The following is a 22,886-nucleotide window of genomic DNA, read 5'->3' on the forward strand; positions in this document are numbered from 1 at the left end:
GCCGGGCCCTACCAGCCCCGCGATGGCGTTCCACCGCCGGGCGACCTCCACGCGTTCACCCGGGGTGATGTCCCGGGCGACCGCGAGCCGGCTGCGCAGCCGCACGTCCGGGAAGATCAGCGGGTGTTCGGCCAGGGCGGCCGTCTCCTCGCTGCTCGCGGACGCGAGGACGTCTCGGGCGTCCGAAACGGAGAAATCGTCTTCAGCGGTATCGGTGCAGCATGCCGTGCCCCGGTACGGCGCACCGTCGACAATCCGTCGAGCCGTACCGCCCGGCGGCCGGACGCCCTGTCCCGTCGGCGTGCCCTCGACGAGCCCCGGGCCCCGCGTCAGCGCGGCGTGATCGCCGCCTCGGCCGCCGACCTGATCCGGGCGCCGAAGGCAGGGGCGTCCTTGCGGGCGGCGGCGAGCGCCAGCCCGACGAGGAGCCTGCCGAGTCCGTGGCCCTCCAGCACGTTGAAGATGCGCACCCGGGTTCCTCCGCCGTCCAGCGGCTCCAGGTCGTAGCCGCCCTCGTCGACCGTGACGCTGTTCTTCGACACCTCGGTCCACCGGATCCGCACCGGTGCCTGGAGCTCCGTGATGCGGAACTCCCTGGCCGTCTTCATCCCCGCGTCCTTGACCGTGCTGCGGAACACCGTGCCCACCGCGGTCGGCGTGCCGGGCACCCGCTCGATCCTCAGCACCCGGGGGCTGAACTGCGGGTCGTTGCGGCCGTCGGCGAGGTACGCGAACACCTCCTCGATCGGCCGGTCGATCGCGACGGTCGCCTCGAACTGTCCCGACATGGATGCTCCCCGATCACTCGAAGCCGTGGCGAAGTGCGGTGGGTCCGTCCCGCCGAAGCGGCACCGCGACCCTACGGGACCACCGGGCATCCCGCGAGGCGGCGAACGGGATGCGACACCGCCTCGGCGCCGGAAGCCCGCCCGGGCGCCACGGGCCGTTTCCGCGCCCGTCATCCGCCGCCCGGGTCTGTAGGGTGGTCGAAGAGGCCTGGCCCTGGCCCACGACACGACGCCTACGAGGGGCCGACGGCCACCTGGAGGAGCACGCGGTGACCTCTGACAACGCCCACGACAACGCTTCCGTCAGCGCATCCGTCATGGAGTGGCTCCTGGAGACGGAGTCGCTGGAGGACTTCCTGCAGTCCCTGGCCGAGGCGGCGCTGACGCTGTCCCACGCCGAGGGAACCGGCGTGACGATCGAGCGCGAGCACCGGCCCCTCACGGTGGCCAGCGCGGGCCCGCCGGCGCCCAAGCTGGACGAGAGGCAGTACGGCCAGGACGACGGCCCGTGCCTCCAGGCCGCCCGCACGGGCGAGGAGGTCATCGTCCGGGACATGCTCTCGGAGACGCGCTGGGGCGACTACCCGGCCTACGCCGCGGCCTGCGGGATCCGCTCCTCCGTCTCGCTGCCGATCGCCGCCCGCACACACACCGTCGGCGCGCTGAACCTGTACGGCGGCCCGGCCCACGCGTTCGACGACGCGGACCTCAGCGCGCTGCGCTCCCTGGCCGCGCAGGCCACCGGGGCGATCGCGCTGGCCCAGCGCATCGCCGACGCGGAGGCGTTCGCCGACCAGATGCAGACGGCGATGCGGTCCCGCGGCGTCATCGACCAGGCCATGGGGGTGGTCATGGGCCAGCGCGGCTGCACCGCGGACGAGGCCTTCGCCATCCTGCGCTCCGCCTCGCAGCACCGGAACATCAAACTCCGTGACCTGTGCACGGAACTGATCACCAACCTCACCGGCCGCCGCCCGGACGACCCCGGCCTGCGCCCCCGCCCCTGAGGCGCGCGCCACGGCTGCCCGGCCGGCGGCTCACGCCCGCCGCGGACCGGCCCGGTGCGCCGGCGGCACCGGGTCGTGGAACCCGCGACGGCGGGCCGCGCCCGGCCGGCAGCGCAGCAGGCGGGCCAGGATCAGCCGGCCGCCGCGGAGCGCACCGTGGCGGTGGAGTGCCCGGACCGCGTAGGTGGAGCAGGTGGGGGTGTACGGGCAGCACGCCGGACGGGTCGGGCTGACCGCGACCCGGTAATGGCGAACGGCCCGGTACATCGCTGCGGCCGTCCGTCCGGCGGGCGGTGGCGCTGCAGGATCGGTGCCGTGGCCGGCGACCGCGAGCGAGGGGCACAGGACGGCGAGCAGGACCGCCGCCTGCCCCCAGACCCCGCCGCAGCAGCACGGATGGGTGAGCGTGTCGAGCGTTCCCGCGCAACACCCTTCGTCCTTGCCGCCCTTCGGCCCCCGCTCGCGGCCCCGTCCGTCGCTTCGTCCCATCGCGTCCGTCCCTCCCCGTCACGTCCGCAAGATCATATGAGGGGAGCGGCGGTGCACCGTATTTCGGTCGCGGGCACCGGGTACGCCCCCGCAGACTGGGGCGCGTGGAGCGTCTGGCGGAGATCGCACATCGTCTGTCCGCGGTCGGCGGTGTCGTCGGCGTGTGCCTGGGCGGCAGCAGGGCGCGCGGAACGCACCGTCCCGACTCCGACTTCGACCTGGGCCTGTACTACCGGCCACCCCTGGACACGCCGGCCCTGCGCGCGCTCGCGGCCGAGCTGACCGGTGAGCCGACGGAGGTGACCGAACCGGGCGGCTGGGGACCCTGGGTGGACGGTGGCGCCTGGCTGACCGTCGACGGCCATCGCGTCGACTGGATCTACCGGGATCTGGACCGCGTCCTCCGCGTCTGGCGCCAGTGCCGCGCCGGGCACTTCGAGATCGGTGCCCAGCCCGGCCACCCCTTGGGCGTGTACTCCCACTCCTACGCCGGTGAGCTGGCCCTCGGGCGGGTCCTCGCCGACCCCCACGGTGAGTTGCGGACCCTGCGGGAGCAGATCCGCCACTACCCGGAGCCGCTGCGCGAGGCGCTCATCGACAACGCGCGCTGGGAGACGCCGTTCATCCTGGCGGCGGCGCGCAAGGGGGCGGCCCGCGGTGACACTTTCCATGTCGCCGGCTGCCTCTTCCGCGCGGTCGGACTGCTCGTCCACGCCCTGCACGCCCATGACCGGCGCTGGGTGCTCAACGAGAAGGGGGCGGTCGCCGCCGCGGGCGGGTCGGCCGCCGCCCCGGCCGACTTCACCGGGCGGGCCCACGCCGTGCTCTCCGCGCTCGGCACCACCCCGGAGACGCTCGCCGCCGCGCTCGACGAGGCCGATGCCCTCGCGGCGGAGGTGTGCCGTGCCGTCGGCCGGTGACCGGCCGGCCGGCGCCCACGGATCAGGGGTCAGCCGAACCGCTGGACGCGGGGTGCGAACGTGTTCTCCGGTCCGGTGGCGCGGCCGACCGACCACACCGTCCCCGTGCCCGGCACCGGTGCCAGATGCAGCACCTGGGAGTCGCCCTCCCCGGCCACGGCCGGTTCGTCGTACGCGGTGAACGACTGCCCGTTCCAGGCGAGGAAGTCCGGCCCGGAGACGAGCGGCGGAGTGCTGCCCGGCGGGCCCCACTTCTGCGAGCGGGACACCGCGACCCACGCCAGGGCACCGGACGCGGCGGGCGCCAGGGAGGTGACCGAACCGAAGTCGGTGGGCAGGCTCACCCGGCTCCAGGTCTGCCCGTCGAAGCGGACCAGCAGCGGCGGTATCGGACGGCCCGCCGGGCCGCCGACGAAACCGGCCGTGCCGCCCGCCCACACCTCGGTCGGCGAGACCGCCAGCACACTGCCCACGGCCGCCCGCGGGAACCCGTCCACGATCGTCTGCCGCCACTCCCGCCCGTCCCAGTGCGACACGGCCGCGCCCGAACCGGTGGCGCCCGCGGCCCACACGTCGTCACCCGACAGAATGTGCAGCCCGTACACGGAGCCCGGCGGCACCGGCACGTCCTGCCAGCTCCGCCCGTCCCAGCGCAGCAACGCCTGCGCGCCCTCCCGCGAACCGATCAGCCAGGTCTCCCCGCCACCGGCGACGGCCCGGGTCGGCACGACACCGCGCGGTGCCCGGCTCTCGCGCCAGTCGCGGCCGTCGAACCGGAGCAGCCGGCTGCCGCCCGCCGTGTCACGGCCGACCGCCCAGACGGAGGCCGGCGAGGACCCGGCGACGGACAGCAGTTCCCCCTGCCGGCCGGCCCCGGGCACACTCTGCCGCTGCCACGCCGTTCCGTCCCAGCGCAGCAGCAGCGGGAAGCCCGGCGCCTCGCGACCGACGGCGTCGGTGCCCACCGCCCAGGCCAGGTCGGGCCCGAAGGCCACGGCGTCGTTCAGCGCCGCCTGGGGCCGTACCCGGTCCGGAACCGGGACGTGCTGCCAGGACCCGGTGCCGGCCGCCGCGGCGCCCAGATGGGCCAGGACGGTCAGGGCGACGGCGAGTGCCGCGACGACGAACCGGCGTGTCATGATCGGCCTCCCCGCCGCTCGCTCATCAGGTTCGGTTTCGAGCCGTAGATCTCGACCGTCCCGAAGGACAGCAGCGAGGACCCGGCCCGGGCCAGCGCGCGCGGCCTGACGTCGATCGCGTCCTCCCGCTCGGGGCCGTAGGAGAAGCTGGTCCGCGGGCCGTCCACCCGCGCGTACTTCGACCGGAAGGCACGGTCGCTGCGCACCGGCAGCCACAGCGCGCCGTCCGGGCCGCGCACCAGGTCCTCGACGGGCGTGCCGTCCAGCGGCGGGTGGGTGGTGTGCCAGGCGCGTCCGTTCCCGGTCGTCAGGTAGGTGCGGGTCGTGCCGTCGGTGTACCGGCTGCCGGCGACGGTGACCCGTCCGGACGCCTCCGCGAGGATCGTGTGGACGTTGCCGTCCGGCGGCAGCGGCACCTTCGCGTCCCGCCACGCCGTGCCGTCCCAGCGCAGCACGGTGGTCCCCGCGGCGGTGTCCGCCCAGGCCCAGGCGTCGGTGGCGGTCCGCGCGGTGATGCCCATGACGTACAGCACACCGTCCGGGGTGGACTGACGCGTCCAGCGGGTGCCGTCGTAGTGGAGCACCTGCACTCCGGTGTCGTCCTCGCCCACCACCCACGCGGCACCCGGTACGGCGGCGAAGTCCTGGTACGTCCACAGCGTCTGCGGCAGCGGGACGGTGCTCCACCCTGCCGCCGAGCGGCGCAGGAGTTCCTTCACCCCCGCCCGGTCGCGGAGGAACCACACCTCCTCGCCGGTGAACTGCACCGCGCCGAACCAGCCCGGCTCACCGGCGCCCGGGAAGGAGGTCTCCCGGCTCCAGGCCGCGCCGTCCCAGCGGTACAGCATCGGCCGCAGCCCGTCGGCGGCGTGTTCGTACCCGCTCGCCCACGCCTCGTCCGGCCCCCGCGCGGCGAGGTCGGACACGGTCACCGGCGACGCCGCCGCCGGCGGCACCGGCAGCGCGGACCAGCCCGGCGCCAGGGCCGCGGCGGGCGACACCACCGCGGCGCACACGGTCACCAGACAGACGACAAGCGCACGCAGAGCGTTCACGGGACCCCCACAACGCGAAGGCCGCACACGCTAAGCGCGCCGGCCCACCGGTGAACAGACGTCATCCGGCCATCAGGAGGGGGACGTGCCCGGCCCGTCCGTGCGGGGAGTGCATAAGATTCGATCCCATGTCGAAGCCTGACGAGCTGATCGTTGCCATCGCCTCCCTGGTGGAGAGCGGGCAGAGCAATCAGATGTCCCTGACGGTGGTCACCGGCGGAGCCGTCATCACCGGTCGCCTGGCCCCCGAAGCCGTGTGGAGGCAGCGTGTGTCGGAGGTGCTGACGGACTCCGCCCGGCTGGGCGAGTTCTCCGCCGTGTTCGACGCCCCCGAGAAGAAGGACGGGCCGCCCACACATCTACACTTCCACGTCGCCCGGATCCTGCAAGGCACGGTGGGCATCCCGGAGACGGGCGGAATGTACCGTGTCGCGATCGAGGACATCAGCGCCTGGACGGTGGGTGACATCAGCTACTCCGACCAGGCGACCCGCTGACCCACACCCAGCCGCCGCGTCCGCGAGGCGCGGCACGTCACGCCGTGAGCGCCCGGCCGGCACGCACCGGCCGGGCGCTCGTCACGCGGGGGGATCGAACGCGCCCTCCCCGCGGCGCGTCACCGGGACAGCTCCACCTCGATGTGCCCGGACAGCGCGCGCAGGAAGTCGGGCGCGTCGAAGATCTCCCCGGCGGAGACGACACCCACGGCACGGGTCCGGCCGGTGAGGACCCGGTCGAGGGCCTCCACGACGAGGGGCGCGGTGACGGCGTAGATGTCCTGGCCGCGGGCCACGGCGCGCCGTTCGGCACCTCCCGCGCGGACGACGACGTCGACGAGGAAGGTCTGCGCGGACCGCCCGTGCTCGTCGACCGGCGTCGGCCCCGGGGTGTCAGCGGCCGCGAGGTCGCGGGCCGCCTCGACTGTCATGTAGGTGCACACGGCGGGGATGTCCAGATGGCTGGGGAGGGTCACGACGTCGGCCATGGTGAACTCCCCGACGACCGCGCGCCGGCCCATCGGGTCCGGAAAGGTCCACTCCAGGGTCGGCGGAGCGTCGTCGCGGTACTCCAGACGTCCACCGCTGTAGCGCAGGCGCCGGCCGTCGCGGCGCCGCCGGGAGACCGCACCGGCCGTGCGCGTTCCCGTGGTGGGGTGCCAGCTGTTCAGCCCGTAGGCGATGTGTGCCTCGTCCGCCGACGTCCAGTCGCCCAGCGCGGCGGTGGCCAGCAGGTCACCGAGACCGCCGAAGAAGGCCATCGCCGGGACCACGACCGCCTCGGCCTTGCGGGCCCGGTCCGCGAAGTGCGCGAACGTGTCGAGGTTGGCCTCGATCTCGGCGGCCACGTCCAGGTAGGGGACCCCGGCGCGCAGGGCGGCCTCGATCACCGGGGCGGCCGTCGCGGCGAAGGGCCCCGCGCAGTTGATCACGGCCGCCGTGCCGGCGAGCGCGCGGTCGAGCGAGGCGGCGTCGTCGACGGAGGCCGGACGGGCGTCCAGCCCGGTCTCGTGCGCCAGCGCCTTCAACTGCTCGGCGTCGCGGCCGGAGAGCACCGGGACGAACCCGCGCTCCCGCAACTCCGCGACCACGAACCGCCCCGTGTGCCCGTACGCGCCGAACACCGCCACCGTCTGGCCCGCTCCCATGGATTCCCCCTGCGCTCGAATGGTCCGCCGGTCTCCGTCCCACCGATCCTGGCGAATTCCGCCGGGCCGCGGTGAGTGTCCGGAACGCCACACCCCATACACTTCCGGACATGACCACCGTCGCGCTGGCCGTCACCGACGGCATGCTGCCCTTCGAACTGGGCCTGGCCTGCGAGGTCTTCGGGCCCGGTGTGACCGGCGCGGACGGTTCCTGGTACCGCCTGTCGCTGTGCGGCCCGGGTGCCGTGCGGGCCGGGCGCTTCCGGCTGGAGCCCGACCACGGGCTCGACCGCCTCGCCGGGGCCGGCACCGTGATCGTCCCGGGCTGGGCCGACATCGACCAGGACCCGCCGGCCGAGCTGGTCGAGGCGGTGCGGGCGGCCCACGAGGCGGGCGCCCGTGTGGCCTCCTTGTGCACGGGCGCCTTCGTGCTGGCCGCCGCGGGACTCCTGGACGGCCGGCGCGCGACCACACACTGGGCGCACACCGGGGAACTGGCCCGGCGCCATCCCCGGGTGCGGGTGGACCCGGACGTCCTGTACGTCGACGAGGGAACGGTGCTCACCTCGGCCGGCAAGGCCGCGGCCATGGACCTGTGCCTGCACCTGGTCCGCCTCGACCACGGCTCGTCGGTCGCCAACACCCTGGCCCGGCGCCTGGTCGTGCCGCCTCACCGGGACGGCGGCCAGGCTCAGTTCGTGACCACGCCCGTTCCGGCGCCGGACAACCACCCGCTCGCCGCGCTGTTCCCGTGGGTGATGCAGCGGCTGGACCGCCCGCTCAGCGTGGAGGACCTGGCCCGCCGGGCGGGGATGAGCTCGCGCAACCTGGGCCGCCACTTCAAGTCGGTGACGGGCACCAGTCCGCTGAAGTGGCTGCTGACCCAGCGCATCCGCCACGCGCAGGTGCTGCTGGAGACGACGGACGACACCGTCGACGCCATCGCGACGGCCACGGGCATGGGCACGGCCACGACACTGCGCCGGCACTTCCACCGCACGGTCGGCGTGCCGCCCGACGCCTACCGCCGCACGTTCCGCTCCCGCGGCCGCGACGCCCCCCTGGCCTGACCGCAGGGACGGCGGTCGTCCGCGGGCGTGGGAGGAGCCTTCTCCTCCTCCGTCCGGACCGCCGGGCGGGGCGGCGTCAGGCGGGGGCGCCGAGCGGCGGGTGCTCGAGCACGCGGGGCTTGTACTCGACCAGCTGGATGCGGCCGTCGAAGGTGCGGTGCTCGGTCATCTCCAGGGCGACGTCCGGATAGCCGTCGTAGATGCGTTCCTCGCCGGTGGCGCCCGTGATCACCGGGAACATCACGACCCGGAAGCGGTCGACGAGCCCGGCCCGCAGCAGGGACCGGCACAGGCTGAGGCTGCCGATCGTGCTCAGGAGTCCCGAACCGTTCGCCTTCATGGCGCGGACCGCCTCGACGGCGTCGTCGCGGACGAGTGTGGAGTTGGCCCACGTCAGCGGCTCCTCCAGCGAGGAGGAGAACACCACCTTGGACGCCTGGGTGAGCTCGTCGACGGACGCCTCTTCCTCGGGCCTGAACTCGTCCTGGCCCGCCGGGACCTCGCCGGCCGCGAAGCCCGACATCAGGCGGTAGGTGTTCGCTCCCATCAGGTAGGTGACCGCGGGCTGCTCGCCGAGCCACGCGAGGTACTCCGGGCCTTCCAGGCCCCAGAACCCGGGCCATCCCTCTCCGGAGGCGTAGCCGTCGAGGGTGGTGATGAAGTCGACGAGAAGTTCCGACATGACGGTGTCCTTTCCTGGGTGTCATCAGCTTGGACCGGGCGGGGGCCCCGAACTCATCGGCGGCGCTGCGGAACGCCGCGAAATCCCCTGACCCCGCGGCCGCTCAGGCGGGCGTCTGCGTGTAGCGGGCCACGATCGCGGCGGCGCGGTCGCGCAGCGCGGTGCGCACCGACCCCGGTGCCAGGACCTCCGCGTCCGTGGTGAGCTGCCACAGCGCCCACTCGGCGTGCCGTGCGTCCTGGAAGGTCACTTCGAGGCGCAGCCGGCCGTCCGCCTCGGGCTCCTCGGCGCGAACGGCCAGTGCCGTGCCCACCAGCTCCTCGCGCCGCGCGGGGTCCACCCTCACCAGCACCGTCAGGTGAGCGCCGTCGGACAGGAACTGCGCGCAGCGGTCCCGCCAGATCCGGTCCAGATCGACCTTGTCCGGTCGCCGCGCCGGTTCGGGCAGTTCCTCGGCGGCCAGCATCCGTGACAGCCGGTACGTACGGTCTGCGCCCGACCTCGTGGCCAGCAGGTAAGCCCGGTCGCGCACGGTGACCAATCCGATCGGGTCCACCGTGCGCCACGCCGGCGCCTGGTCCGCGGCCGCGTAGTGGATGCGCAGCCGGTGCCCGGCGAGCACCGCGCGCCGCACCACGACCATCGTCGTGCCGGGCACCGCCTCGGCGGCCGGGCGACGGGAGAGCAGGTCGGTCTCCGGGTCGATCAGCATGCGCCGGGCGGCGTCGCTCGCGGCCTCCCGGTGACGGTCGGGCAGGGCGTCCACCACCTTGCGCATGGCCGAGGCGAGCGCGGAGCCGAGGCCGAAGACCCGCTCGCCGTGCCGGAATCCGGCGACCAGCAGGGCGAGGGCCTCGTCGTGGTTGAGTCCGGTGAGGTCGGTCCGGAAGTCGGGCAGCAGCGCGAACCCGCCGCGCCGGCCGCGCTCGGCGTAGACCGGGACGCCGGCCGCGGACAGCGCCTCGATGTCGCGCAGCACGGTGCGGGTGGACACCTCCAGCTCGCGGGCCAGCGCGGCCGCGGTCATCCGGCCGCGCTGACGCAGCAGCAGCACCAGTGAGATCAACCGGTCGGCACGCATGCCCGGAACGCTAACGGAATACGTGACGCAGGGTGTCGTCATTCGCCGGGAGGCTTGTCGGTGCGAGGCCGGGGCCGGTGACTGCCCCGGGCCCCGGGACGGCCATGCCGATGCATCGAACGGAGCTGATGTGGTGATGGAGCGATCGACGGTCGACCCGTGGACGTGGTCGGTGGAGATGGGCTACAGCCAGGGAGCGATCGTCACCGGGCCGGCCCGGACCCTGTACTGCTCCGGACAGGCCGCGATGAGCGGCGACGGCAGGCCCGAGCACGCCGGTGACATGGCGGGGCAGCTGACGCTCGCCGTCGACAACCTGGAGGTCGTGCTCGGCGAGGCCGGCATGTCCCTGGCGCACCTGGTCCGCCTGAACGTGTACACCACCGACGTCGACCGGCTCTTCGAGCACTACGGCGTGCTGGGGGCGCGGCTGGGCGCCGCCGGTGTGGCGCCGGCCATGACGTTGCTCGGGGTGACGCGGCTGGCGCTGCCCGGCCTGATGGTCGAGCTGGAGGGCACGGCGGCCGCATGAGATGACCCGGCCGGCCGGGCGGAAGCCGGTGGCGTTCGGCCGTGCGATGGGGGAAGCTCGGCCGCATGGTCTCGGTGGTGCAGAACGTGGCGATCGACTGTGCGGATGCCTATGAACTGGCCCGGTTCTGGAGCCGGGTCACGGGCGGCCCCCTCCATGGCGAGGATCGGCCGGGTGCGCGGGAGACGCAGGTGACGCCGGCGCAGGGCCCGGTGCTGTACTTCAACCAGGTCCCCGAGCCCAAGACGGTCAAGAACCGGATCCATCTGTGCCTGCGCCCCGAGACCTCACGCGACGAGGAGGTGGCACGGCTCCTCGGCCTGGGAGCCACCCTCGTCGCCGATCACCGGCATCCCGACGGCTCCGGCTGGGCCGTGCTCGCCGATCCCGAAGGCAACGAGTTCTGTGTGCTGCGCAGCGAGTCCGACCGGGCGGCCACGCGTCCCTGAGGGCCGCGTCAGGCGCTCTCCGATGCGGCCGGGGGAGCGGGCCGTCCGCCGGGGGAGCCTGCCCCGGCCCGGAACTGCCGGGCGCGGGTGACGGCTTGCGCGAGGGCCGGCGTGATGGTCAGCACGGTGTCCAGGCCGAGCACGTCCATCCGCCGGCGCAGGCCCTCGTCGGGCACGGCCAGGACGAGAGCCCCGTCGGCGGCGTCCAGGCGCTGCCAGAGGGCCAGCAGGGCGGTGATGCCGCTGGAGTCGATGAAGTCGAGCGATGACGTGTCCAGGACGAGGTAGCGGCAGCCGTCGTCCAGCAGGTCGAAACCGGCGGTTCGCAGGTCGGAGCTGGTGTAGAAATCGACGTCGTCCGCGAGAGCGGCCACCGCCAGATCCCCGTCGCGTTCGATGAGCTGGAGCACGGTGCGACCCCTCAACGCGTGAAGTGGCGACGGGCGGACCCGGCGGCACGGGGCTGACGTCGATCTGCCGCCTGATTCCTAAGCGGGATGATCATGCTGGTTCCTAGGGCAGGTGAGAGCTTCCGGTCACTGATCGTTTCTCTTGCACAGTTTTCGCTTACCCCCTGTGGCCGCCTTCGATGGGGTGACCATCGGCACGTCCCGGTGCCGCAGGGGCCGCATGCTCGGGCCATCCTGACATGGAACGGATGCCGGCGGGCACGAGCCGGGGCGGGACGCCGCACTCGGCGTCCCGCCCCGCTGGGAGTGCTCTCAGGGGGTTCCCGCGTCGTCGGGGGCCTCCGGCGGTGCGTCGCCGCGCTCCGTCCGGCCCTCGTCGCTCTGCGCGCCGCGGTCGCTGCGCTGCGTCCCTTCTTCCTCGGGGTGGACGTCCTTCTCTCCGGTGACCTCTTCCAGCGGATGGGACAGATCACGATCTCGGCTGGTCATCTCCGCTCCTTCCCTCCGACGACCCGGGTGCCCCTCCGCACGCATCCGACGAGTCACGGCCCCGGGGAAATGCTGTTCAGTGGTCACCGCCCGCCGCGGGGCGGGCGTCGGCGGCCGTCGCCGCGCTCCACCGGGTGCGGACGGCGGCGAGCCGGCGCCGCGACCGCTGCAGCGGAGTGGGCGGCAGCGCCCGCGAATCGCCCCGCGCGTAATGGCGCTCGACGTAGTACTGACCCGCGCTGAGCACGCTGGTGACCGCGATGTACCAGAGCGTCGCGACCATGAGCAACGGGATGACCTGGTACGTCTGGTTGTAGATCAGCTGCGTGGAGTACAGCAGGTCGTGCACGGCCAGCACGCTGACGATGCTGGTGCCCTTCAGGGTGCCGATCAGCATGTTCCCGGCGGTGGGCACGATGGAGCGCATCGCCTGGGGGACGACGACACGGCTCAGGGTGCGGCGCCTGCTCAGGCCGAGCGCCTGGGCGGCCTCGGTCTGGCCGGGGTCGACGGAGAGGATGCCGCCCCGCACCACCTCGGCGGCGTAGGCGCTCTCGTGCAGGGTCAGGCCGATGACGGCGGTCAGCGTCGGACCGAGCAGGTCGACCGTCCTGACGGTGACGAACTCCGGGCCGAACGGGACACCGAACCCCAGCGTCGGGTAGAGGGCGCCGATGTTGAACCAGAACAGCAGCTGCACCAGCAGGGGAGTGGAACGGAAGATCCACACGTACCCCCAACTGAGCATGCGCAGCACCGGGTTGCCCGACAGGCGCATCACCGCCAGCCCGGTGCCCAGCAGGAAGCCGAGGACCATGACCGCCCCGGTCAGCCACAGGGTCAGCAGTAGCCCGTCGAGTACGGCGGGCGTCGTGAAGTACCGCCCCACCAGGGCCCATTGGAACGCCTGGTTGCGGACGACGGAGTGGAGCACCATGGCGAACACGAGCAGCACGGCCGCGGCGGTGATCCAGCGGCCGAGATGCCGGCGTGGCACGATCCGCGGCGGTTCGTGTCCGGGAGCGGCCGTGCGCTGCGGGGGCGTCGTGGCGGGAACGGGCGTGACGTCGGACGGTATGACCATGGGAAGGCTCTCCGGGGGGAGGGAATCACGGGCGTGAGGTGACCACCCGGTGGCGCGCGTGGTGGATGCGTCGGCACCACCGCTGCGCGAGTCCGGTGCGCGGTCGGGAATCCGCGTCGTCACGTACACCGCGTCCCTCAACGCGGCCGGAACGGAGGCCGCTCGGGGCGGAGCCGTCCGCCGACGATCGTATGCGTCCCCGGCGCGGATCTGTCAACAGCGCCCGGCAGGGGCGGGATCCGCCGGTCCGGCATGCGGGCGCTGCTTGACGAGATGCACGCCGTACTGCTCAATTGGTCGCATGAACGCCCAGCAGCGCTTGGTCTCGCGCGACCACATCGACTTCGGTCGGGTGTGGTCCGCGGCGTGTTGCGCCTGACTCGGCAGCGGGCCGTCTGACCGGCCCTTCCCTCCCTCGGTGACCCCGTCGCGGGCCGAGTTCCGCTCCTTGCGCGCGCTGCCGCATCCCTGCTTCTCCCGACGCACGGCGTCGTCACATCCGCACTTTCCTCTTTCCTGACGTTCGGTCATCTCTGCCCGCACGCGCGGCGGTTCCGTCATGCCCGCGTGCGGTCGCTTGCGAAAGGGCCACTGTCATGCCCGTGGAGTTCCTCGGCATCGCCGCCACCAACGACGGCTCCGAGACCACCCCGCGCTCCGGCGCCGCCTTCGACAAGGAGTACACGCTCCGCCTCGCCCGAGCGCACGAGGACCACGACTGGGACCGGGTGCTGTTCGCCTACGGATCCGGCTCGCCCGACCCGGCACCCGCCGCCGCGTACATCGCGAGCAGGCTGGACCGGCTGCAGCTCCTCCTCGCCCACCGGCCCAACGTCTCCTACCCGACCTTCGCCGCGAAGACCTTCGCCACCCTGGACCAGATCAGCGAGGGCCGGCTGACCGTCCACTTCATCACCGGCGGCAACGACCACGAACAGGGCCGCGAGGGCGACACCCTGACCAAGGACGAGCGCTACGCCCGCACCCGCGAGTACATCCGCATCGTCAAGAAGATCTGGACCACGCGCGAACCCTTCGACCACGAGGGCGAGCACTACCGCTTCCACGACTTCGTCAGCGACGTCTTCCCCGTCCGGCAGCCGCGCCCGGACGTGTCGTTCGGCGGTTCGTCGCCCGCTGCCTACGCCGCCGGCGGAGCCGAGGCCGACATCTACTGCCTGTGGGGCGAGCCGCTGGAGAGGACCGCCGAGCAGATCAAGGCGGTGCGGGCCGCCGCGCAGGCCGCGGGCCGCACCGACGTGCCGCGCATCCAGGTGGCGTTCCGCCCGATCATCGCCCCCACCGAGGAGCTGGCCTGGGAGAAGGCCCACCGCACGGTCGGCGCCATCCGGGAGCAGGGCGCGGCCGGGCTCAAGCGGCGGCACCGTACCGGCGCCCCGCAGAACACCGGCTCGCAGCGGCTGGTCGCCATCGCCGAGGCCGGGGAGCGCTACGACCGCGCCCTGTGGACCCCGACGGCCGCCGCGACCGGGGGCGCGGGCAACTCCAACGCCCTGGTCGGCACTCCGGAGACGGTCGCGCAGGCCCTCCTCGACTACTACGACCTCGGCGTCGACATCCTCTCCGCCCGCGGCTACGACCTGCTGGGCGACGCCATCGACTTCGGCCGGTACGTCATCCCCCTGGTCCGCGAGGAGGTCGCCAAGCGCGACGCCGAACGGGCCGCCGGGCGGGGGCCGACTCACGCGGCGGTGGGCGCGTGACGTCCGTGGCCCCCACCCCGCACCGGGCGGCGGACGTGACCGTCGTGCACGTCCCGGTCACCGACCGCCGGGTGAGACCCCTGCTGCGCGAACTGGGCCACGAGTACTCCACGCGCTACGGCAAGGACGCCCACACCGAGATCTCCCGCTACCCCGACGAGGAGTTCACCCCGCCGCACGGCGGTCTCCTCCTGCTGCTGCTGGAACACGGCAACCCCGTCGCGGGCGGCGCCTTCCGCCGCCACGACGCCACCACGGCCGAACTGAAACGGATCTGGACCCACTCCGCGCACCGCCGGCGCGGGCTCGCCCGGCGCGTGCTCGACGAGCTGGAACGCGAGGCCGCCGCCCGCGGCTACCGGCGCGTCTACCTGACCACCGGGCCCCGCCAGCCCGAGGCGCGCGGCCTGTACCTCGCCACCGGCTACACACCGCTGTTCGACACCGCCGCCGACCCCGAGACCATCGGCCCGCTGCCGTTCGAGAAACACCTGCCCGACACCACCGGAAAGGCCACGGACCTGTGAACGCCCCCGCTCTCAGAGACCGCCTGCGCGGCATCGCCGCCCTCGCGCTGCTGCCGCTGCTCGCGCTCACCGCGTGCGGCTCCGGTGACGGCGGCGGCACCGCGGCCGTCGGCGCCCAGGCCTCCCCGGCGCCCACGAGCGACCCGGTCGCCTCCGTGCGCACGGTGGACGCCGTCGCCGCCCTGCTGCCCGCCGACGTGCGCCGGTCGGGCACGCTGCGGGTCGGCAGCTCCATCGGCTTCCCGCCCGGGGCCTACTACCCGAACGGGCCGGACAAGGCGCCCGCGGGCCAGGACATCGACCTCGCCGACGCCGTCGCCAAGGTCCTCGGAGTGAAGCTGGACCGCCAGGACGCCTCCTTCGAGACGATCCTGCCCGCCCTCGGCAGCGGCAAGTACGACGTCGGCACGGGCAACTTCGGTGTGACCACCGAGCGGCTGAAGACCATCGACTTCGTCACCTACATCAACGACGGCCAGGGCTTCGCCGTGAAGAAGGGCAACACCGCGCTGAAGAAGGTCACCGACCTCACCCAGCTGTGCGGGCTGACCATCGGCACCGGCGCCGGCACCACCTTCGAGACGACCCTCACCGCACAGAAGGGGGTGTGCGCCAAGGCCGGGAAGAAGCCCTACGACGTGAAGGTGTACTCGGAGAACGCCGCGACCCTCACCGCACTCCGGCAGGGCCGCATCGACGTCGTCATGTCGACCATCAACGGCCTGCGCTACCAGGCCTCCCAGCCCGCCGCGCGGACCACGTTCCTCGGCGAGTACCACCGCCTCGACGTCGGTTTCGCCTTCAAGAAGGGCTCCCCGCTCACCAAGGCCTTCCAGGCCGCCGTCAACGAGCTGATCGAGAACGGCACCTACGCCCGGATCCTGAAGAAGTGGGGCACCTCCGCCTCCGCGATCGAGACGTCGCGGATCAACCCGCCCGAGCACGCCTGAGAGTCGAGCAGGAACACCACGATGGCATCCACCACCGGCACCGCGCCCCCCGGCGCGGCCACCGCCGGCGTCCGCCCCGACGCCCCGCCCGCCCCTGACGATCCGGCCTCGCTGCACGTCGTCCCAACCCGCCACTACGCCCGCTGGGCCGCGGCGGCCGCCGTGGCCGTACTGGTCGCCCAGTTCGTGCACGGCCTGGCCACCAACCCCGTGTGGGAATGGGGCGTCTTCCGCGACTACGTCCTGTCCGAGACCATCGTGCAGGCGGTCTGGGTCACCCTCCAGCTCACCGCCTACGCCACCGTCCTCGGCTTCCTCCTGGGCACCGTGCTGGCCTTCATGCGGCTGTCCCGCAGCCCGGTGCTGCAGACCGTCGCCTGGACGTACATCTGGGTCTTCCGCTCGATCCCGATGATCGTGCAGCTGGTCTTCTGGTTCAACCTCAGCGCCCTGTACAAGGAGTTGGGCGTCGGGATCCCCTTCGGGCCGGTGTTCTGGTCCGTCGACAGCAACAGCCTCATCGGCACCATCGGTGCCGCCGTCATCGGGCTGACGCTGCATCAGGCCGCCTACGCCGCCGAGATCGTCCGCGGCGGCGTCATCTCCGTCGACCACGGTCAGCTGGAGGCCGCCGCCGCACTGGGCATCCCCCGGCTGCGGCAGATCCGGCGCATCGTGCTGCCCCAGGCGATGCGCGCCATCCTGCCCACGGCCGGCAACGAGATCATCGGCCTGCTCAAGGGCACCTCGGTGGTCTACGTGATGTCCATCGGCGAGCTGTTCTACCAGGTGCAGGTCATCTACGGCCGCAACGGCCGGGTGATCCCGCTGCTGCTGGTCGCCACCGCCTGGTACGTGGTGCTGACCTCCCTGCTGTCGGTCGCCCAGTACTACGTGGAACGCCACTACGCCAGGGGCGCCGACCGCACCCCGCCGCCCACACCGCTCCAGCGCGCCCGGCGCTTCACGCGCACCCTGCGCGCGGCCGCCGCCCGGCGCGAGAGTCCCGTCGTCCCGCTGAAGACCCTCGGACCCCTGGGAGGCAGCCGATGAGCCAGGTCATGGTGGACGTCCACGGCGTCCACAAGAGCTTCGGCCCGCTGGAGGTGCTGCGCGGCGTCGACCTGCAGGTCCGGGCCGGCGAGGTCACCGTGATCCTCGGCCCGTCCGGCTCCGGCAAGTCCACGCTGCTGCGCACCATCAACCACCTGGAGAAGGTCAGCCGCGGCTGGATCAGCATCGACGGCGAACTCATCGGCTACCGCCGCTCGGGGAACAAGCTGCACGAGCTGAAGGAGAAGGACGTCCTCAGGCAGCGCACCCACATCGGTTTCGTCTTCCAGAACTTCAACCTCTTCCCGCACCTGACCGTGCTCGACAACCTCGTCGAAGCCCCCGTCTCCGCCCTGCGCCGCCCCCGCAAGGAGGCCGAGGAGACGGCCCGCCGGCTGCTGGACCGGGTCGGCCTCGCGGACAAGGCCGGCGCCTACCCCCGGCAGCTCTCCGGCGGCCAGCAGCAGCGCGTGGCCATCGCCCGCGCGCTCGCCCTCGAACCGAAGGTGCTGCTCTTCGACGAGCCCACCTCCGCCCTCGACCCGGAGCTGGTCGGCGAAGTCCTCGACGTCATCAAGGACCTGGCCCGCACCGGCACCACCATGCTCGTCGTCACCCACGAGATCGGCTTCGCCCGCGAGGTCGCCGACACCGTGGTCTTCATGGACGACGGCGTCGTCGTCGAACAGGGCCCGCCCTCGGCCGTCCTCGACACCCCGCGGCACGAACGCACCCGCGCCTTCCTCTCCAAGGTCCTCTGATCTTCCCTCCCGTCCCGCACGCAAGGAGCACCACCGTGGCCCTCACCCTCACCGCCCGCCGCACCACCGCCGCCGCAGCCGCCGGACTCGCCGGCGCCCTCGTCCTCGCCGGCTGCGCCAACCCCTCGGAGGGCGGCACGACCGAGGTCGCGGCCACGCCCGGCGGCAAGAGCACGATCAGGATCAACACCAGCCCGGACCAGGAGCGCGTCAGGACCGGCAAGGTCGACTCCATCGCCGCCCAGGTCCCGGAGCGGATCCGCAAGAGAGGCACGCTGGAGCTCGTCGCCTCCGCCGGCTCCGCCGCCCCGCTCACCTTCCACGCCACCGACAACAAGACCGTCATCGGCGTCGAGCCCGACCTCGCCCACCTGGTCGCCGACGTCCTCGGCCTGAAGCCGCACATCAACACCGTCTCCTGGGAGAACATCTTCGTCGGCCTCGACAGCGGCAAGTACGACGCCGGCCTGAGCAACATCACCGTCACCGAGGAGCGCAAGGAGAAGTACGACTTCGCCACCTACCGCGAGGACAACCTGGGCTTCGAGGCGAAGAAGGGCAGCGGCCTGAAGGTCACCGGCCCCGAGGACCTGGCGGGCCGGACCGTCGCCGTCAGCAGCGGCACCAACCAGGAGAAGCTGCTGGTCGAGTGGAGCAAGGAGAACGAGAAGGCCGGCCGCGAACCGGTGGACATCAAGTACTACCAGAACGACAGCGACACCTACCTCGCCCTCCAGTCCGGCCGCATCGACCTCTACCTCGGTCCCAACCCGACCGCCGCCTACCACGCGGCCACCACCGGCAGGACCGAGGTCGTCGGCACCTACTCCGGCGCGGGCGCCACCCTCCAGGGGCTCATCGCCGCCACCACGAAGAAGGACAGCGGCCTGGTCGAGCCGCTCGCGGACGCCCTCAACCACATCATCGACAACGGCACGTACGCGAAGGTGCTCCAGCGCTGGGGCCTGTCCGACGAGGCCGTCACCGAGTCGCAGATCAACCCGCCGGGCCTGCCCAGGACCAACAAGTAGGCGACCCCCGCAGGAAGGCTCCTCATGTCCTCGACCCCTCCCTCCCCGCTGCACCTCGCCGTCGCCCTGGACGGCACCGGCCGGCACCCCGCCTCCTGGCGTGAGACGGGCGCCCGCCCGCGGGAGCTGTTCACCGCCGCCTACTGGGCCGACCTCGTGACCGAGGCGGAACACGGACTGCTCGACTTCGTCACCATCGAGGACGGCCTCGGCCCCCAGTCCTCCCACCCCTTCGACCCCGACGAGCGCACCGACCAGGTGCGCGGCCGTCTCGACGCCGTCCTCATCGCCTCCCGCGTCGCGCCGTTGACCCGGCACATCGGCCTCGTGCCGACCGTCGTCGCCACCCACACCGAGCCCTTCCACATCTCCAAGGCGATCGCCACCCTCGACTACGTCAGCACCGGCCGGGCGGGCCTGCGGGTGCAGATCACCGCCCGCCCGAACGAGGCCGCCCACTTCGGCCGCCGCACCGTCGCGCGCATCGAGGCCTACGACAGCCCGGCCGCCCGGGCGACGGTGACCGAGCTGTTCGACGAGGCCGCCGACTACATCGAGGTCGTCCGCCGCCTCTGGGACAGCTGGGAGGACGACGCCGAGATCCGGGACGTCGCCACGGGCCGCTTCATCGACCGCGACAAACTGCACTACATCGACTTCGAGGGCCGCCACTTCAGCGTCCGGGGACCCTCCATCACCCCCCGGCCGCCCCAGGGCCAGCCGATCGTCACCGCCCTCGCCCACGACACCGTCCCCTACCGGCTCGTGGGCCGTGCCGCCGACGTCGGCTACGTCACCCCGCGTGACGCAGGCGAGGCCCGCGGCATCGTCGACCGGATCCGCGCCGAACAGGACGCCGCCGGGCGGGCGTCCGAGCCGCTGCACGTCTTCGGCGAACTCGTCGTCTTCCTCGACGACGACCCGGCCGCCGCGCGGGCACGCCGGGACCGGCTCGACGCGCTCGCGGGCGAACCCTTCACCAGCGACGCGCCCGTCTTCACCGGCACCCCCGCCCAACTCGCGGACCTGCTGCAGGAACTGAGCGGCGGCGGGCTGACCGGATTCCGGCTGTGGCCCGCCGTCGCCGCCCACGACCTGCCGGCGATCACCCGCGGCCTCGTCCCCGAACTGCAGCGCCGTGGCGTCTTCCGCCGCGCCTACGAGGCCGGCACCCTGCGCGGCCTGCTGGGCCTGGCCCGCCCCGCCAACCGCTACGCCGCCGTCTGAGCCGGAAGGACCCGGACCGATGACCAAACCCCTGAAGCAGATCCACCTGGCCGCGCACTTCCCCGGCGTCAACAACACCACCGTCTGGAGCGACCCGCGGGCCGGCAGCCACATCGAGTTCAGCTCCTTCGCCCATTTCGCCCGCACCGCCGAACGCGCCAGGTTCGACTTCCTGTTTCTCGCCGAAGGGCTCCGCCTGCGCGAACAGGGCGGCCGGATCTACGACCTGGACGTCGTCGGCCGGCCCGACACCTTCACCGTCCTCGCCGCGCTCGCCGCCGTCACCGAACACCTCGGCCTGACCGGCACCATCAACTCCACCTTCAACGAGCCCTACGAGGTGGCCCGCCAGTTCGCCACTCTCGACCACCTCTCCGGCGGCCGCGCCGCCTGGAACGTCGTCACCTCCTGGGACGCCTTCACCGGGGAGAACTTCCGCCGCGGCGGCTTCCTGCCGCAGCAGGAGCGGTACTCCCGCGCCAAGGAGTTCCTGGAGACGGCCAAGGAACTCTTCGACTCCTGGCGCGGCGACGAGATCGTCGCCGACCAGGAGACCGGACAGTTCCTGTCGGACGCCGAGGCCGGCGCCTTCGCGCACACCGGCCGGCACTTCGACATCCACGGCCGGTTCAACGTCCCCCGCTCACCCCAGGGCCGCCCCGTCATCTTCCAGGCCGGAGACTCGGAGGAGGGCCGCGAGTTCGCCGCCGCCGAAGCCGACGCCATCTTCAGCCGGCACGGCACCCTCGAAGCGGGCCGCGCCTTCTACACCGACGTCAAGAACCGCCTGGCCAAGTACGGCCGCAGCCGCGACCAGCTGCTCATCCTGCCCGCCGCGACCTTCGCCCTCGCCGACACCGACGCCGAGGCCGAGGAACTCGCCCGCGAGGTGCGCCGCCAGCAGGTCAGCGGCGCCACCGCCCTCAGGCACCTGGAGTTCGTCTGGAACCGGGACCTGTCGGCGTACGACCCGGACGGCCCGCTGCCCGACATCGAGCCGGACGTCGGCCAGGAGCACATCTCCCAGGGCCGCGCCCAGGTCCGGATGTACCGGGACCCCCTGGCCACCGCCCGGGAATGGCGCGAACTGGCCGCGGCCAACAAGTGGTCCATCCGCGACCTGGTCATCCACACCGGCAACCGGCAGAACTTCGTCGGCTCCCCGGCCACCCTCGCCCGGACCATCGACCACTTCGTCCAGACCGACGCCAGCGACGGCTTCATCCTCGTCCCGCACCTCACGCCGACGGGCCTGGACGAGTTCGCCGACAAGGTCGTCCCGCTGCTGCAGGAGAAGGGCGTGTTCCGCACGGAGTACGAGGGCACGACCCTGCGCGACCACCTCGGCCTGACCCACCCGCACGGCCACCGCGCCGAGCGGGCCGCCTCGTGAAGTTCCTCGCCGTCACGCACGACCGCTTCCGGGATGCCCTCGCCCACGCGGTGCTCGGCGAGGAGCTCGGCTCCGACGGGTTCGGAGCCGGGGAGCGGCACGAGCGGCCGTCGCGACGCCGAGCTGATCCGCCGCTACCGCTCGCAGGGGCCCCGGTCCTGCCGGCGTCACCGACCGCTCCCTCAGAAGAAGGGCTGACCCATGCCTGACATCCCCCTCGGCGTACTCGACCTGGTCCCCGTCTCCTCCGGGTCCACGGCGGCCCAGGCGCTGCACCACTCCATCGACCTGGCCCGGCAGGCCGAGCGGCTCGGCTACGCCCGCCACTGGTTCGCCGAGCACCACCTCAACCCGGGTGTGGCCGGTACCTCCCCTGCGGTCGTGCTGGCCCTGACCGCCGCGGCCACCTCCACCATCCGGCTCGGCTCGGGGGCGGTCCAGCTCGGTCACCGCACCGCCCTGTCCACCGTGGAGGAGTTCGGCCTGATCGACGCGCTGCACCCCGGCCGTCTCGACCTGGGCCTGGGCCGCTCCGGCGGCCGCCCGCCGGGGGAGAGCGCCATCGCCCCGGCGGAACCCCCGGCACCCGGCCGTGCCCCGAACGGCCTGCTCATCCCGCCCCGCTTCTCCTTCACGCATCTCCTCGGCTCTCCCCGTGTCGCCCTGCAGCGCGAGCTGCTCCTGCTGCCGAACGCCGAGCCGCAGGACTACGCCGAGCAGATCGACGACATCCTCGCCCTGCTGGCCGGCACCTACCGCTCCGCGGAGGGCGTCGAGGCGCACGCCGTGCCGGGCGAGGGGGCCGACGTCGACCTCTGGATCCTCGGCAGCAGCGGCGGCACGAGCGCCGAGGTCGCGGGCGCCCGCGGTCTGCGGTTCGCCGCCAACTACCACGTCAGCCCCGCCACGGTCCTGGAGGCGGTGGACGGCTACCGCTCCTTCTTCAAGCCCTCCGAGTTCCTCGACCGGCCGTACGTCAGCGTCTCCGCCGACGTCGTCGTCGCCGAGGACGACGCGACCGCCCGGGAGCTGGCCACCGGCTACGACCTGTGGGTGCGCAGCATCCGCACGGCCGAGGGCGCCATCCCCTACCCGACGCCCGCGGAAGCGCGCGCCCACGCGTGGAGCGACGAGGACCGCGCGCTCGTACAGGACCGCGTCGACACCCGCTTCGTGGGCTCACCGGGGCGGGTCGCCGACCTCCTGGAGCAGCTCCAGGAGGCCACGGAGGCCGACGAGTTGCTGATCACCACCATCACCCACCAGCACGCGGACCGGATCCGCTCCTACGAACTGCTCGCGCGGGAATGGCGCCGCCGCGGGCACCTTGCCCCGCTGGAGCCGCCCGCCCGGTGACGGCCGCGGGCCCCGGCCCGCGGC

25 protein-coding genes and 1 pseudogene are annotated in these 22,886 nt (G+C 73.0%); 15 read left to right on the forward strand and 11 right to left on the reverse strand.

All coding sequences use genetic code 11. From position 1 onward, the window contains the following. Positions 1-12 precede the first annotated feature (12 nt). A pseudogene (locus ACIGAQ_RS06955) lies at positions 13-189 on the reverse strand (spermidine/putrescine ABC transporter substrate-binding protein); the annotation flags it as partial. A 140-nt stretch (positions 190-329) separates the two neighbouring features. Then, positions 330-788 (reverse strand): SRPBCC family protein, encoded by a 459-nt coding sequence (locus ACIGAQ_RS06960; RefSeq protein WP_311686182.1) that lies wholly within the window; start codon positions 786-788, stop codon positions 330-332. A 269-nt stretch (positions 789-1,057) separates the two neighbouring features. Here ACIGAQ_RS06960 and ACIGAQ_RS06965 point away from each other — a divergent pair, with 269 nt between their 5' ends. Next, complete coding sequence (locus ACIGAQ_RS06965; RefSeq protein WP_311686180.1) at positions 1,058-1,795, forward strand: GAF and ANTAR domain-containing protein; 738 nt, start codon at positions 1,058-1,060, stop codon at positions 1,793-1,795. 30 nt (positions 1,796-1,825) lie between these two features. On the opposite strand, the gene yidD is transcribed toward ACIGAQ_RS06965, so the two are convergent. Next, the gene (yidD, locus tag ACIGAQ_RS06970) at positions 1,826-2,284 is read right to left on the reverse strand and encodes a membrane protein insertion efficiency factor YidD (RefSeq protein WP_399779682.1); all 459 of its coding nucleotides are present in this window, start codon (positions 2,282-2,284) and stop codon (positions 1,826-1,828) included. 104 nt (positions 2,285-2,388) lie between these two features. Here yidD and ACIGAQ_RS06975 point away from each other — a divergent pair, with 104 nt between their 5' ends. Continuing rightward, positions 2,389-3,204 carry a nucleotidyltransferase domain-containing protein gene (locus ACIGAQ_RS06975; RefSeq protein ID WP_362283301.1) on the forward strand — a complete coding sequence of 272 codons (816 nt, stop codon included), beginning with the start codon at positions 2,389-2,391 and terminating at the stop codon, positions 3,202-3,204. A gap of 29 nt (positions 3,205-3,233) precedes the next feature. Here the strand turns inward: ACIGAQ_RS06975 and ACIGAQ_RS06980 are convergent, their stop codons facing one another. Together ACIGAQ_RS06980 and ACIGAQ_RS06985 are read right to left on the reverse strand one after the other, a co-directional pair. Next, positions 3,234-4,343 (reverse strand): hypothetical protein, encoded by a 1,110-nt coding sequence (locus tag ACIGAQ_RS06980; RefSeq protein WP_399779684.1) that lies wholly within the window; start codon positions 4,341-4,343, stop codon positions 3,234-3,236. Then, entirely contained in the window at positions 4,340-5,398 is a 1,059-nt protein-coding gene (locus tag ACIGAQ_RS06985; protein ID WP_362283295.1) for a hypothetical protein, read from the reverse strand. The genes ACIGAQ_RS06980 and ACIGAQ_RS06985 overlap by 4 nt, the downstream gene beginning before the upstream one ends. Before the next feature lie 128 nt (positions 5,399-5,526). Between ACIGAQ_RS06985 and ACIGAQ_RS06990 the strand changes: the two genes are divergently transcribed. Next, positions 5,527-5,895, forward strand: a complete 369-nt coding sequence (locus tag ACIGAQ_RS06990) for a hypothetical protein (RefSeq protein WP_362283292.1) — start codon at positions 5,527-5,529, stop codon at positions 5,893-5,895. 119 nt (positions 5,896-6,014) lie between these two features. Here ACIGAQ_RS06990 and ACIGAQ_RS06995 read toward each other — a convergent pair whose 3' ends face one another. After that, positions 6,015-7,043 (reverse strand): saccharopine dehydrogenase family protein, encoded by a 1,029-nt coding sequence (locus ACIGAQ_RS06995; RefSeq protein WP_399779687.1) that lies wholly within the window; start codon positions 7,041-7,043, stop codon positions 6,015-6,017. Between the two features lie 110 nt (positions 7,044-7,153). Here ACIGAQ_RS06995 and ACIGAQ_RS07000 point away from each other — a divergent pair, with 110 nt between their 5' ends. Beyond that, complete coding sequence (locus ACIGAQ_RS07000; RefSeq protein ID WP_362283286.1) at positions 7,154-8,113, forward strand: helix-turn-helix domain-containing protein; 960 nt, start codon at positions 7,154-7,156, stop codon at positions 8,111-8,113. 76 nt (positions 8,114-8,189) lie between these two features. On the opposite strand, the gene ACIGAQ_RS07005 is transcribed toward ACIGAQ_RS07000, so the two are convergent. Together ACIGAQ_RS07005 and ACIGAQ_RS07010 are read right to left on the reverse strand one after the other, a co-directional pair. Then, the gene (locus tag ACIGAQ_RS07005) at positions 8,190-8,795 is read right to left on the reverse strand and encodes a dihydrofolate reductase family protein (RefSeq protein WP_311686163.1); all 606 of its coding nucleotides are present in this window, start codon (positions 8,793-8,795) and stop codon (positions 8,190-8,192) included. Between the two features lie 103 nt (positions 8,796-8,898). Further along, positions 8,899-9,876, reverse strand: coding sequence for a helix-turn-helix transcriptional regulator (locus tag ACIGAQ_RS07010; RefSeq protein WP_399779689.1), 978 nt, complete (start codon positions 9,874-9,876; stop codon positions 8,899-8,901). Positions 9,877-10,012: 136 nt separating this feature from the next. Here ACIGAQ_RS07010 and ACIGAQ_RS07015 point away from each other — a divergent pair, with 136 nt between their 5' ends. Beyond that, entirely contained in the window at positions 10,013-10,408 is a 396-nt protein-coding gene (locus ACIGAQ_RS07015) for a RidA family protein (protein WP_399779691.1), read from the forward strand. Positions 10,409-10,473: 65 nt separating this feature from the next. Further along, positions 10,474-10,857 (forward strand): VOC family protein, encoded by a 384-nt coding sequence (locus tag ACIGAQ_RS07020; RefSeq protein WP_362283278.1) that lies wholly within the window; start codon positions 10,474-10,476, stop codon positions 10,855-10,857. Positions 10,858-10,865: 8 nt separating this feature from the next. On the opposite strand, the gene ACIGAQ_RS07025 is transcribed toward ACIGAQ_RS07020, so the two are convergent. The 3 genes from ACIGAQ_RS07025 to ACIGAQ_RS07035 all read right to left on the reverse strand — a co-directional run bounded on the left by ACIGAQ_RS07025 (position 10,866) and on the right by ACIGAQ_RS07035 (position 12,840). Continuing rightward, positions 10,866-11,267 carry an STAS domain-containing protein gene (locus ACIGAQ_RS07025; RefSeq protein ID WP_399779694.1) on the reverse strand — a complete coding sequence of 134 codons (402 nt, stop codon included), beginning with the start codon at positions 11,265-11,267 and terminating at the stop codon, positions 10,866-10,868. Between the two features lie 312 nt (positions 11,268-11,579). Beyond that, entirely contained in the window at positions 11,580-11,756 is a 177-nt protein-coding gene (locus ACIGAQ_RS07030) for a hypothetical protein (RefSeq protein ID WP_311686153.1), read from the reverse strand. 76 nt (positions 11,757-11,832) lie between these two features. Beyond that, the gene (locus ACIGAQ_RS07035; protein ID WP_399779696.1) at positions 11,833-12,840 is read right to left on the reverse strand and encodes an amino acid ABC transporter permease; all 1,008 of its coding nucleotides are present in this window, start codon (positions 12,838-12,840) and stop codon (positions 11,833-11,835) included. Positions 12,841-13,436: 596 nt separating this feature from the next. Here ACIGAQ_RS07035 and ACIGAQ_RS07040 point away from each other — a divergent pair. From ACIGAQ_RS07040 to ACIGAQ_RS07080, 9 genes are all read left to right on the forward strand, one after another. Next, on the forward strand, positions 13,437-14,564 hold the full coding sequence (locus ACIGAQ_RS07040) for an LLM class flavin-dependent oxidoreductase (RefSeq protein ID WP_399779698.1): 1,128 nt from the start codon (positions 13,437-13,439) through the stop codon (positions 14,562-14,564). Further along, positions 14,561-15,091 carry a GNAT family N-acetyltransferase gene (locus ACIGAQ_RS07045; protein ID WP_399779700.1) on the forward strand — a complete coding sequence of 177 codons (531 nt, stop codon included), beginning with the start codon at positions 14,561-14,563 and terminating at the stop codon, positions 15,089-15,091. The genes ACIGAQ_RS07040 and ACIGAQ_RS07045 overlap by 4 nt, the downstream gene beginning before the upstream one ends. Further along, positions 15,088-16,041 carry an ABC transporter substrate-binding protein gene (locus ACIGAQ_RS07050; protein WP_399779702.1) on the forward strand — a complete coding sequence of 318 codons (954 nt, stop codon included), beginning with the start codon at positions 15,088-15,090 and terminating at the stop codon, positions 16,039-16,041. The genes ACIGAQ_RS07045 and ACIGAQ_RS07050 overlap by 4 nt, the downstream gene beginning before the upstream one ends. Before the next feature lie 21 nt (positions 16,042-16,062). After that, the gene (locus ACIGAQ_RS07055; protein ID WP_399779704.1) at positions 16,063-17,094 is read left to right on the forward strand and encodes an amino acid ABC transporter permease; all 1,032 of its coding nucleotides are present in this window, start codon (positions 16,063-16,065) and stop codon (positions 17,092-17,094) included. Next, positions 17,091-17,855 (forward strand): amino acid ABC transporter ATP-binding protein, encoded by a 765-nt coding sequence (locus tag ACIGAQ_RS07060; RefSeq protein WP_311686141.1) that lies wholly within the window; start codon positions 17,091-17,093, stop codon positions 17,853-17,855. Before ACIGAQ_RS07055 ends, ACIGAQ_RS07060 begins: the two co-directional genes overlap by 4 nt. Positions 17,856-17,890: 35 nt before the next feature. Beyond that, positions 17,891-18,886: an ABC transporter substrate-binding protein gene (locus ACIGAQ_RS07065; protein ID WP_399779707.1), complete on the forward strand. Its 996-nt coding sequence runs from the start codon at positions 17,891-17,893 to the stop codon at positions 18,884-18,886. A gap of 24 nt (positions 18,887-18,910) precedes the next feature. After that, a complete protein-coding gene (locus ACIGAQ_RS07070) occupies positions 18,911-20,113 on the forward strand; it encodes an LLM class flavin-dependent oxidoreductase (RefSeq protein ID WP_399779709.1) in 1,203 nt (400 codons plus the stop codon). 19 nt (positions 20,114-20,132) lie between these two features. Further along, positions 20,133-21,506 (forward strand): NtaA/DmoA family FMN-dependent monooxygenase, encoded by a 1,374-nt coding sequence (locus ACIGAQ_RS07075; RefSeq protein WP_399779711.1) that lies wholly within the window; start codon positions 20,133-20,135, stop codon positions 21,504-21,506. A gap of 201 nt (positions 21,507-21,707) precedes the next feature. Further along, entirely contained in the window at positions 21,708-22,862 is a 1,155-nt protein-coding gene (locus ACIGAQ_RS07080; protein WP_399779713.1) for an LLM class flavin-dependent oxidoreductase, read from the forward strand. The last annotated feature ends 24 nt before the right edge of the window (positions 22,863-22,886 follow it).

This window comes from Streptomyces sp. NPDC085932 (genome assembly GCF_044540525.1).
Taxonomy (GTDB): Bacteria; Actinomycetota; Actinomycetes; order Streptomycetales; family Streptomycetaceae; genus Streptomyces; species Streptomyces levis.

Excerpts from the sequence above, each read along its gene's own strand:
- ACIGAQ_RS07055 (WP_399779704.1), top strand. The coding sequence starts at position 16,063 with ATGGCATCCACCACCGGCACCGCGCCCCCCGGCGCGGCCACCGCCGGC.
- ACIGAQ_RS06990 (WP_362283292.1), top strand. The coding sequence starts at position 5,527 with ATGTCGAAGCCTGACGAGCTGATCGTTGCCATCGCCTCCCTGGTGGAG.
- ACIGAQ_RS07060 (WP_311686141.1), top strand. The coding sequence starts at position 17,091 with ATGAGCCAGGTCATGGTGGACGTCCACGGCGTCCACAAGAGCTTCGGC.
- yidD (WP_399779682.1), bottom strand. The coding sequence starts at position 2,284 with ATGGGACGAAGCGACGGACGGGGCCGCGAGCGGGGGCCGAAGGGCGGC.
- ACIGAQ_RS07080 (WP_399779713.1), top strand. The coding sequence starts at position 21,708 with ATGCCTGACATCCCCCTCGGCGTACTCGACCTGGTCCCCGTCTCCTCC.
- ACIGAQ_RS07010 (WP_399779689.1), bottom strand. The coding sequence starts at position 9,876 with ATGCGTGCCGACCGGTTGATCTCACTGGTGCTGCTGCTGCGTCAGCGC.
- ACIGAQ_RS06980 (WP_399779684.1), bottom strand. The coding sequence starts at position 4,343 with ATGACACGCCGGTTCGTCGTCGCGGCACTCGCCGTCGCCCTGACCGTC.
- ACIGAQ_RS07000 (WP_362283286.1), top strand. The coding sequence starts at position 7,154 with ATGACCACCGTCGCGCTGGCCGTCACCGACGGCATGCTGCCCTTCGAA.
- ACIGAQ_RS07020 (WP_362283278.1), top strand. The coding sequence starts at position 10,474 with ATGGTCTCGGTGGTGCAGAACGTGGCGATCGACTGTGCGGATGCCTAT.
- ACIGAQ_RS07030 (WP_311686153.1), bottom strand. The coding sequence starts at position 11,756 with ATGACCAGCCGAGATCGTGATCTGTCCCATCCGCTGGAAGAGGTCACC.
- ACIGAQ_RS07015 (WP_399779691.1), top strand. The coding sequence starts at position 10,013 with ATGGAGCGATCGACGGTCGACCCGTGGACGTGGTCGGTGGAGATGGGC.
- ACIGAQ_RS07040 (WP_399779698.1), top strand. The coding sequence starts at position 13,437 with ATGCCCGTGGAGTTCCTCGGCATCGCCGCCACCAACGACGGCTCCGAG.
- ACIGAQ_RS07075 (WP_399779711.1), top strand. The coding sequence starts at position 20,133 with ATGACCAAACCCCTGAAGCAGATCCACCTGGCCGCGCACTTCCCCGGC.
- ACIGAQ_RS07005 (WP_311686163.1), bottom strand. The coding sequence starts at position 8,795 with ATGTCGGAACTTCTCGTCGACTTCATCACCACCCTCGACGGCTACGCC.
- ACIGAQ_RS07070 (WP_399779709.1), top strand. The coding sequence starts at position 18,911 with ATGTCCTCGACCCCTCCCTCCCCGCTGCACCTCGCCGTCGCCCTGGAC.
- ACIGAQ_RS07035 (WP_399779696.1), bottom strand. The coding sequence starts at position 12,840 with ATGGTCATACCGTCCGACGTCACGCCCGTTCCCGCCACGACGCCCCCG.
- ACIGAQ_RS06995 (WP_399779687.1), bottom strand. The coding sequence starts at position 7,043 with ATGGGAGCGGGCCAGACGGTGGCGGTGTTCGGCGCGTACGGGCACACG.
- ACIGAQ_RS06960 (WP_311686182.1), bottom strand. The coding sequence starts at position 788 with ATGTCGGGACAGTTCGAGGCGACCGTCGCGATCGACCGGCCGATCGAG.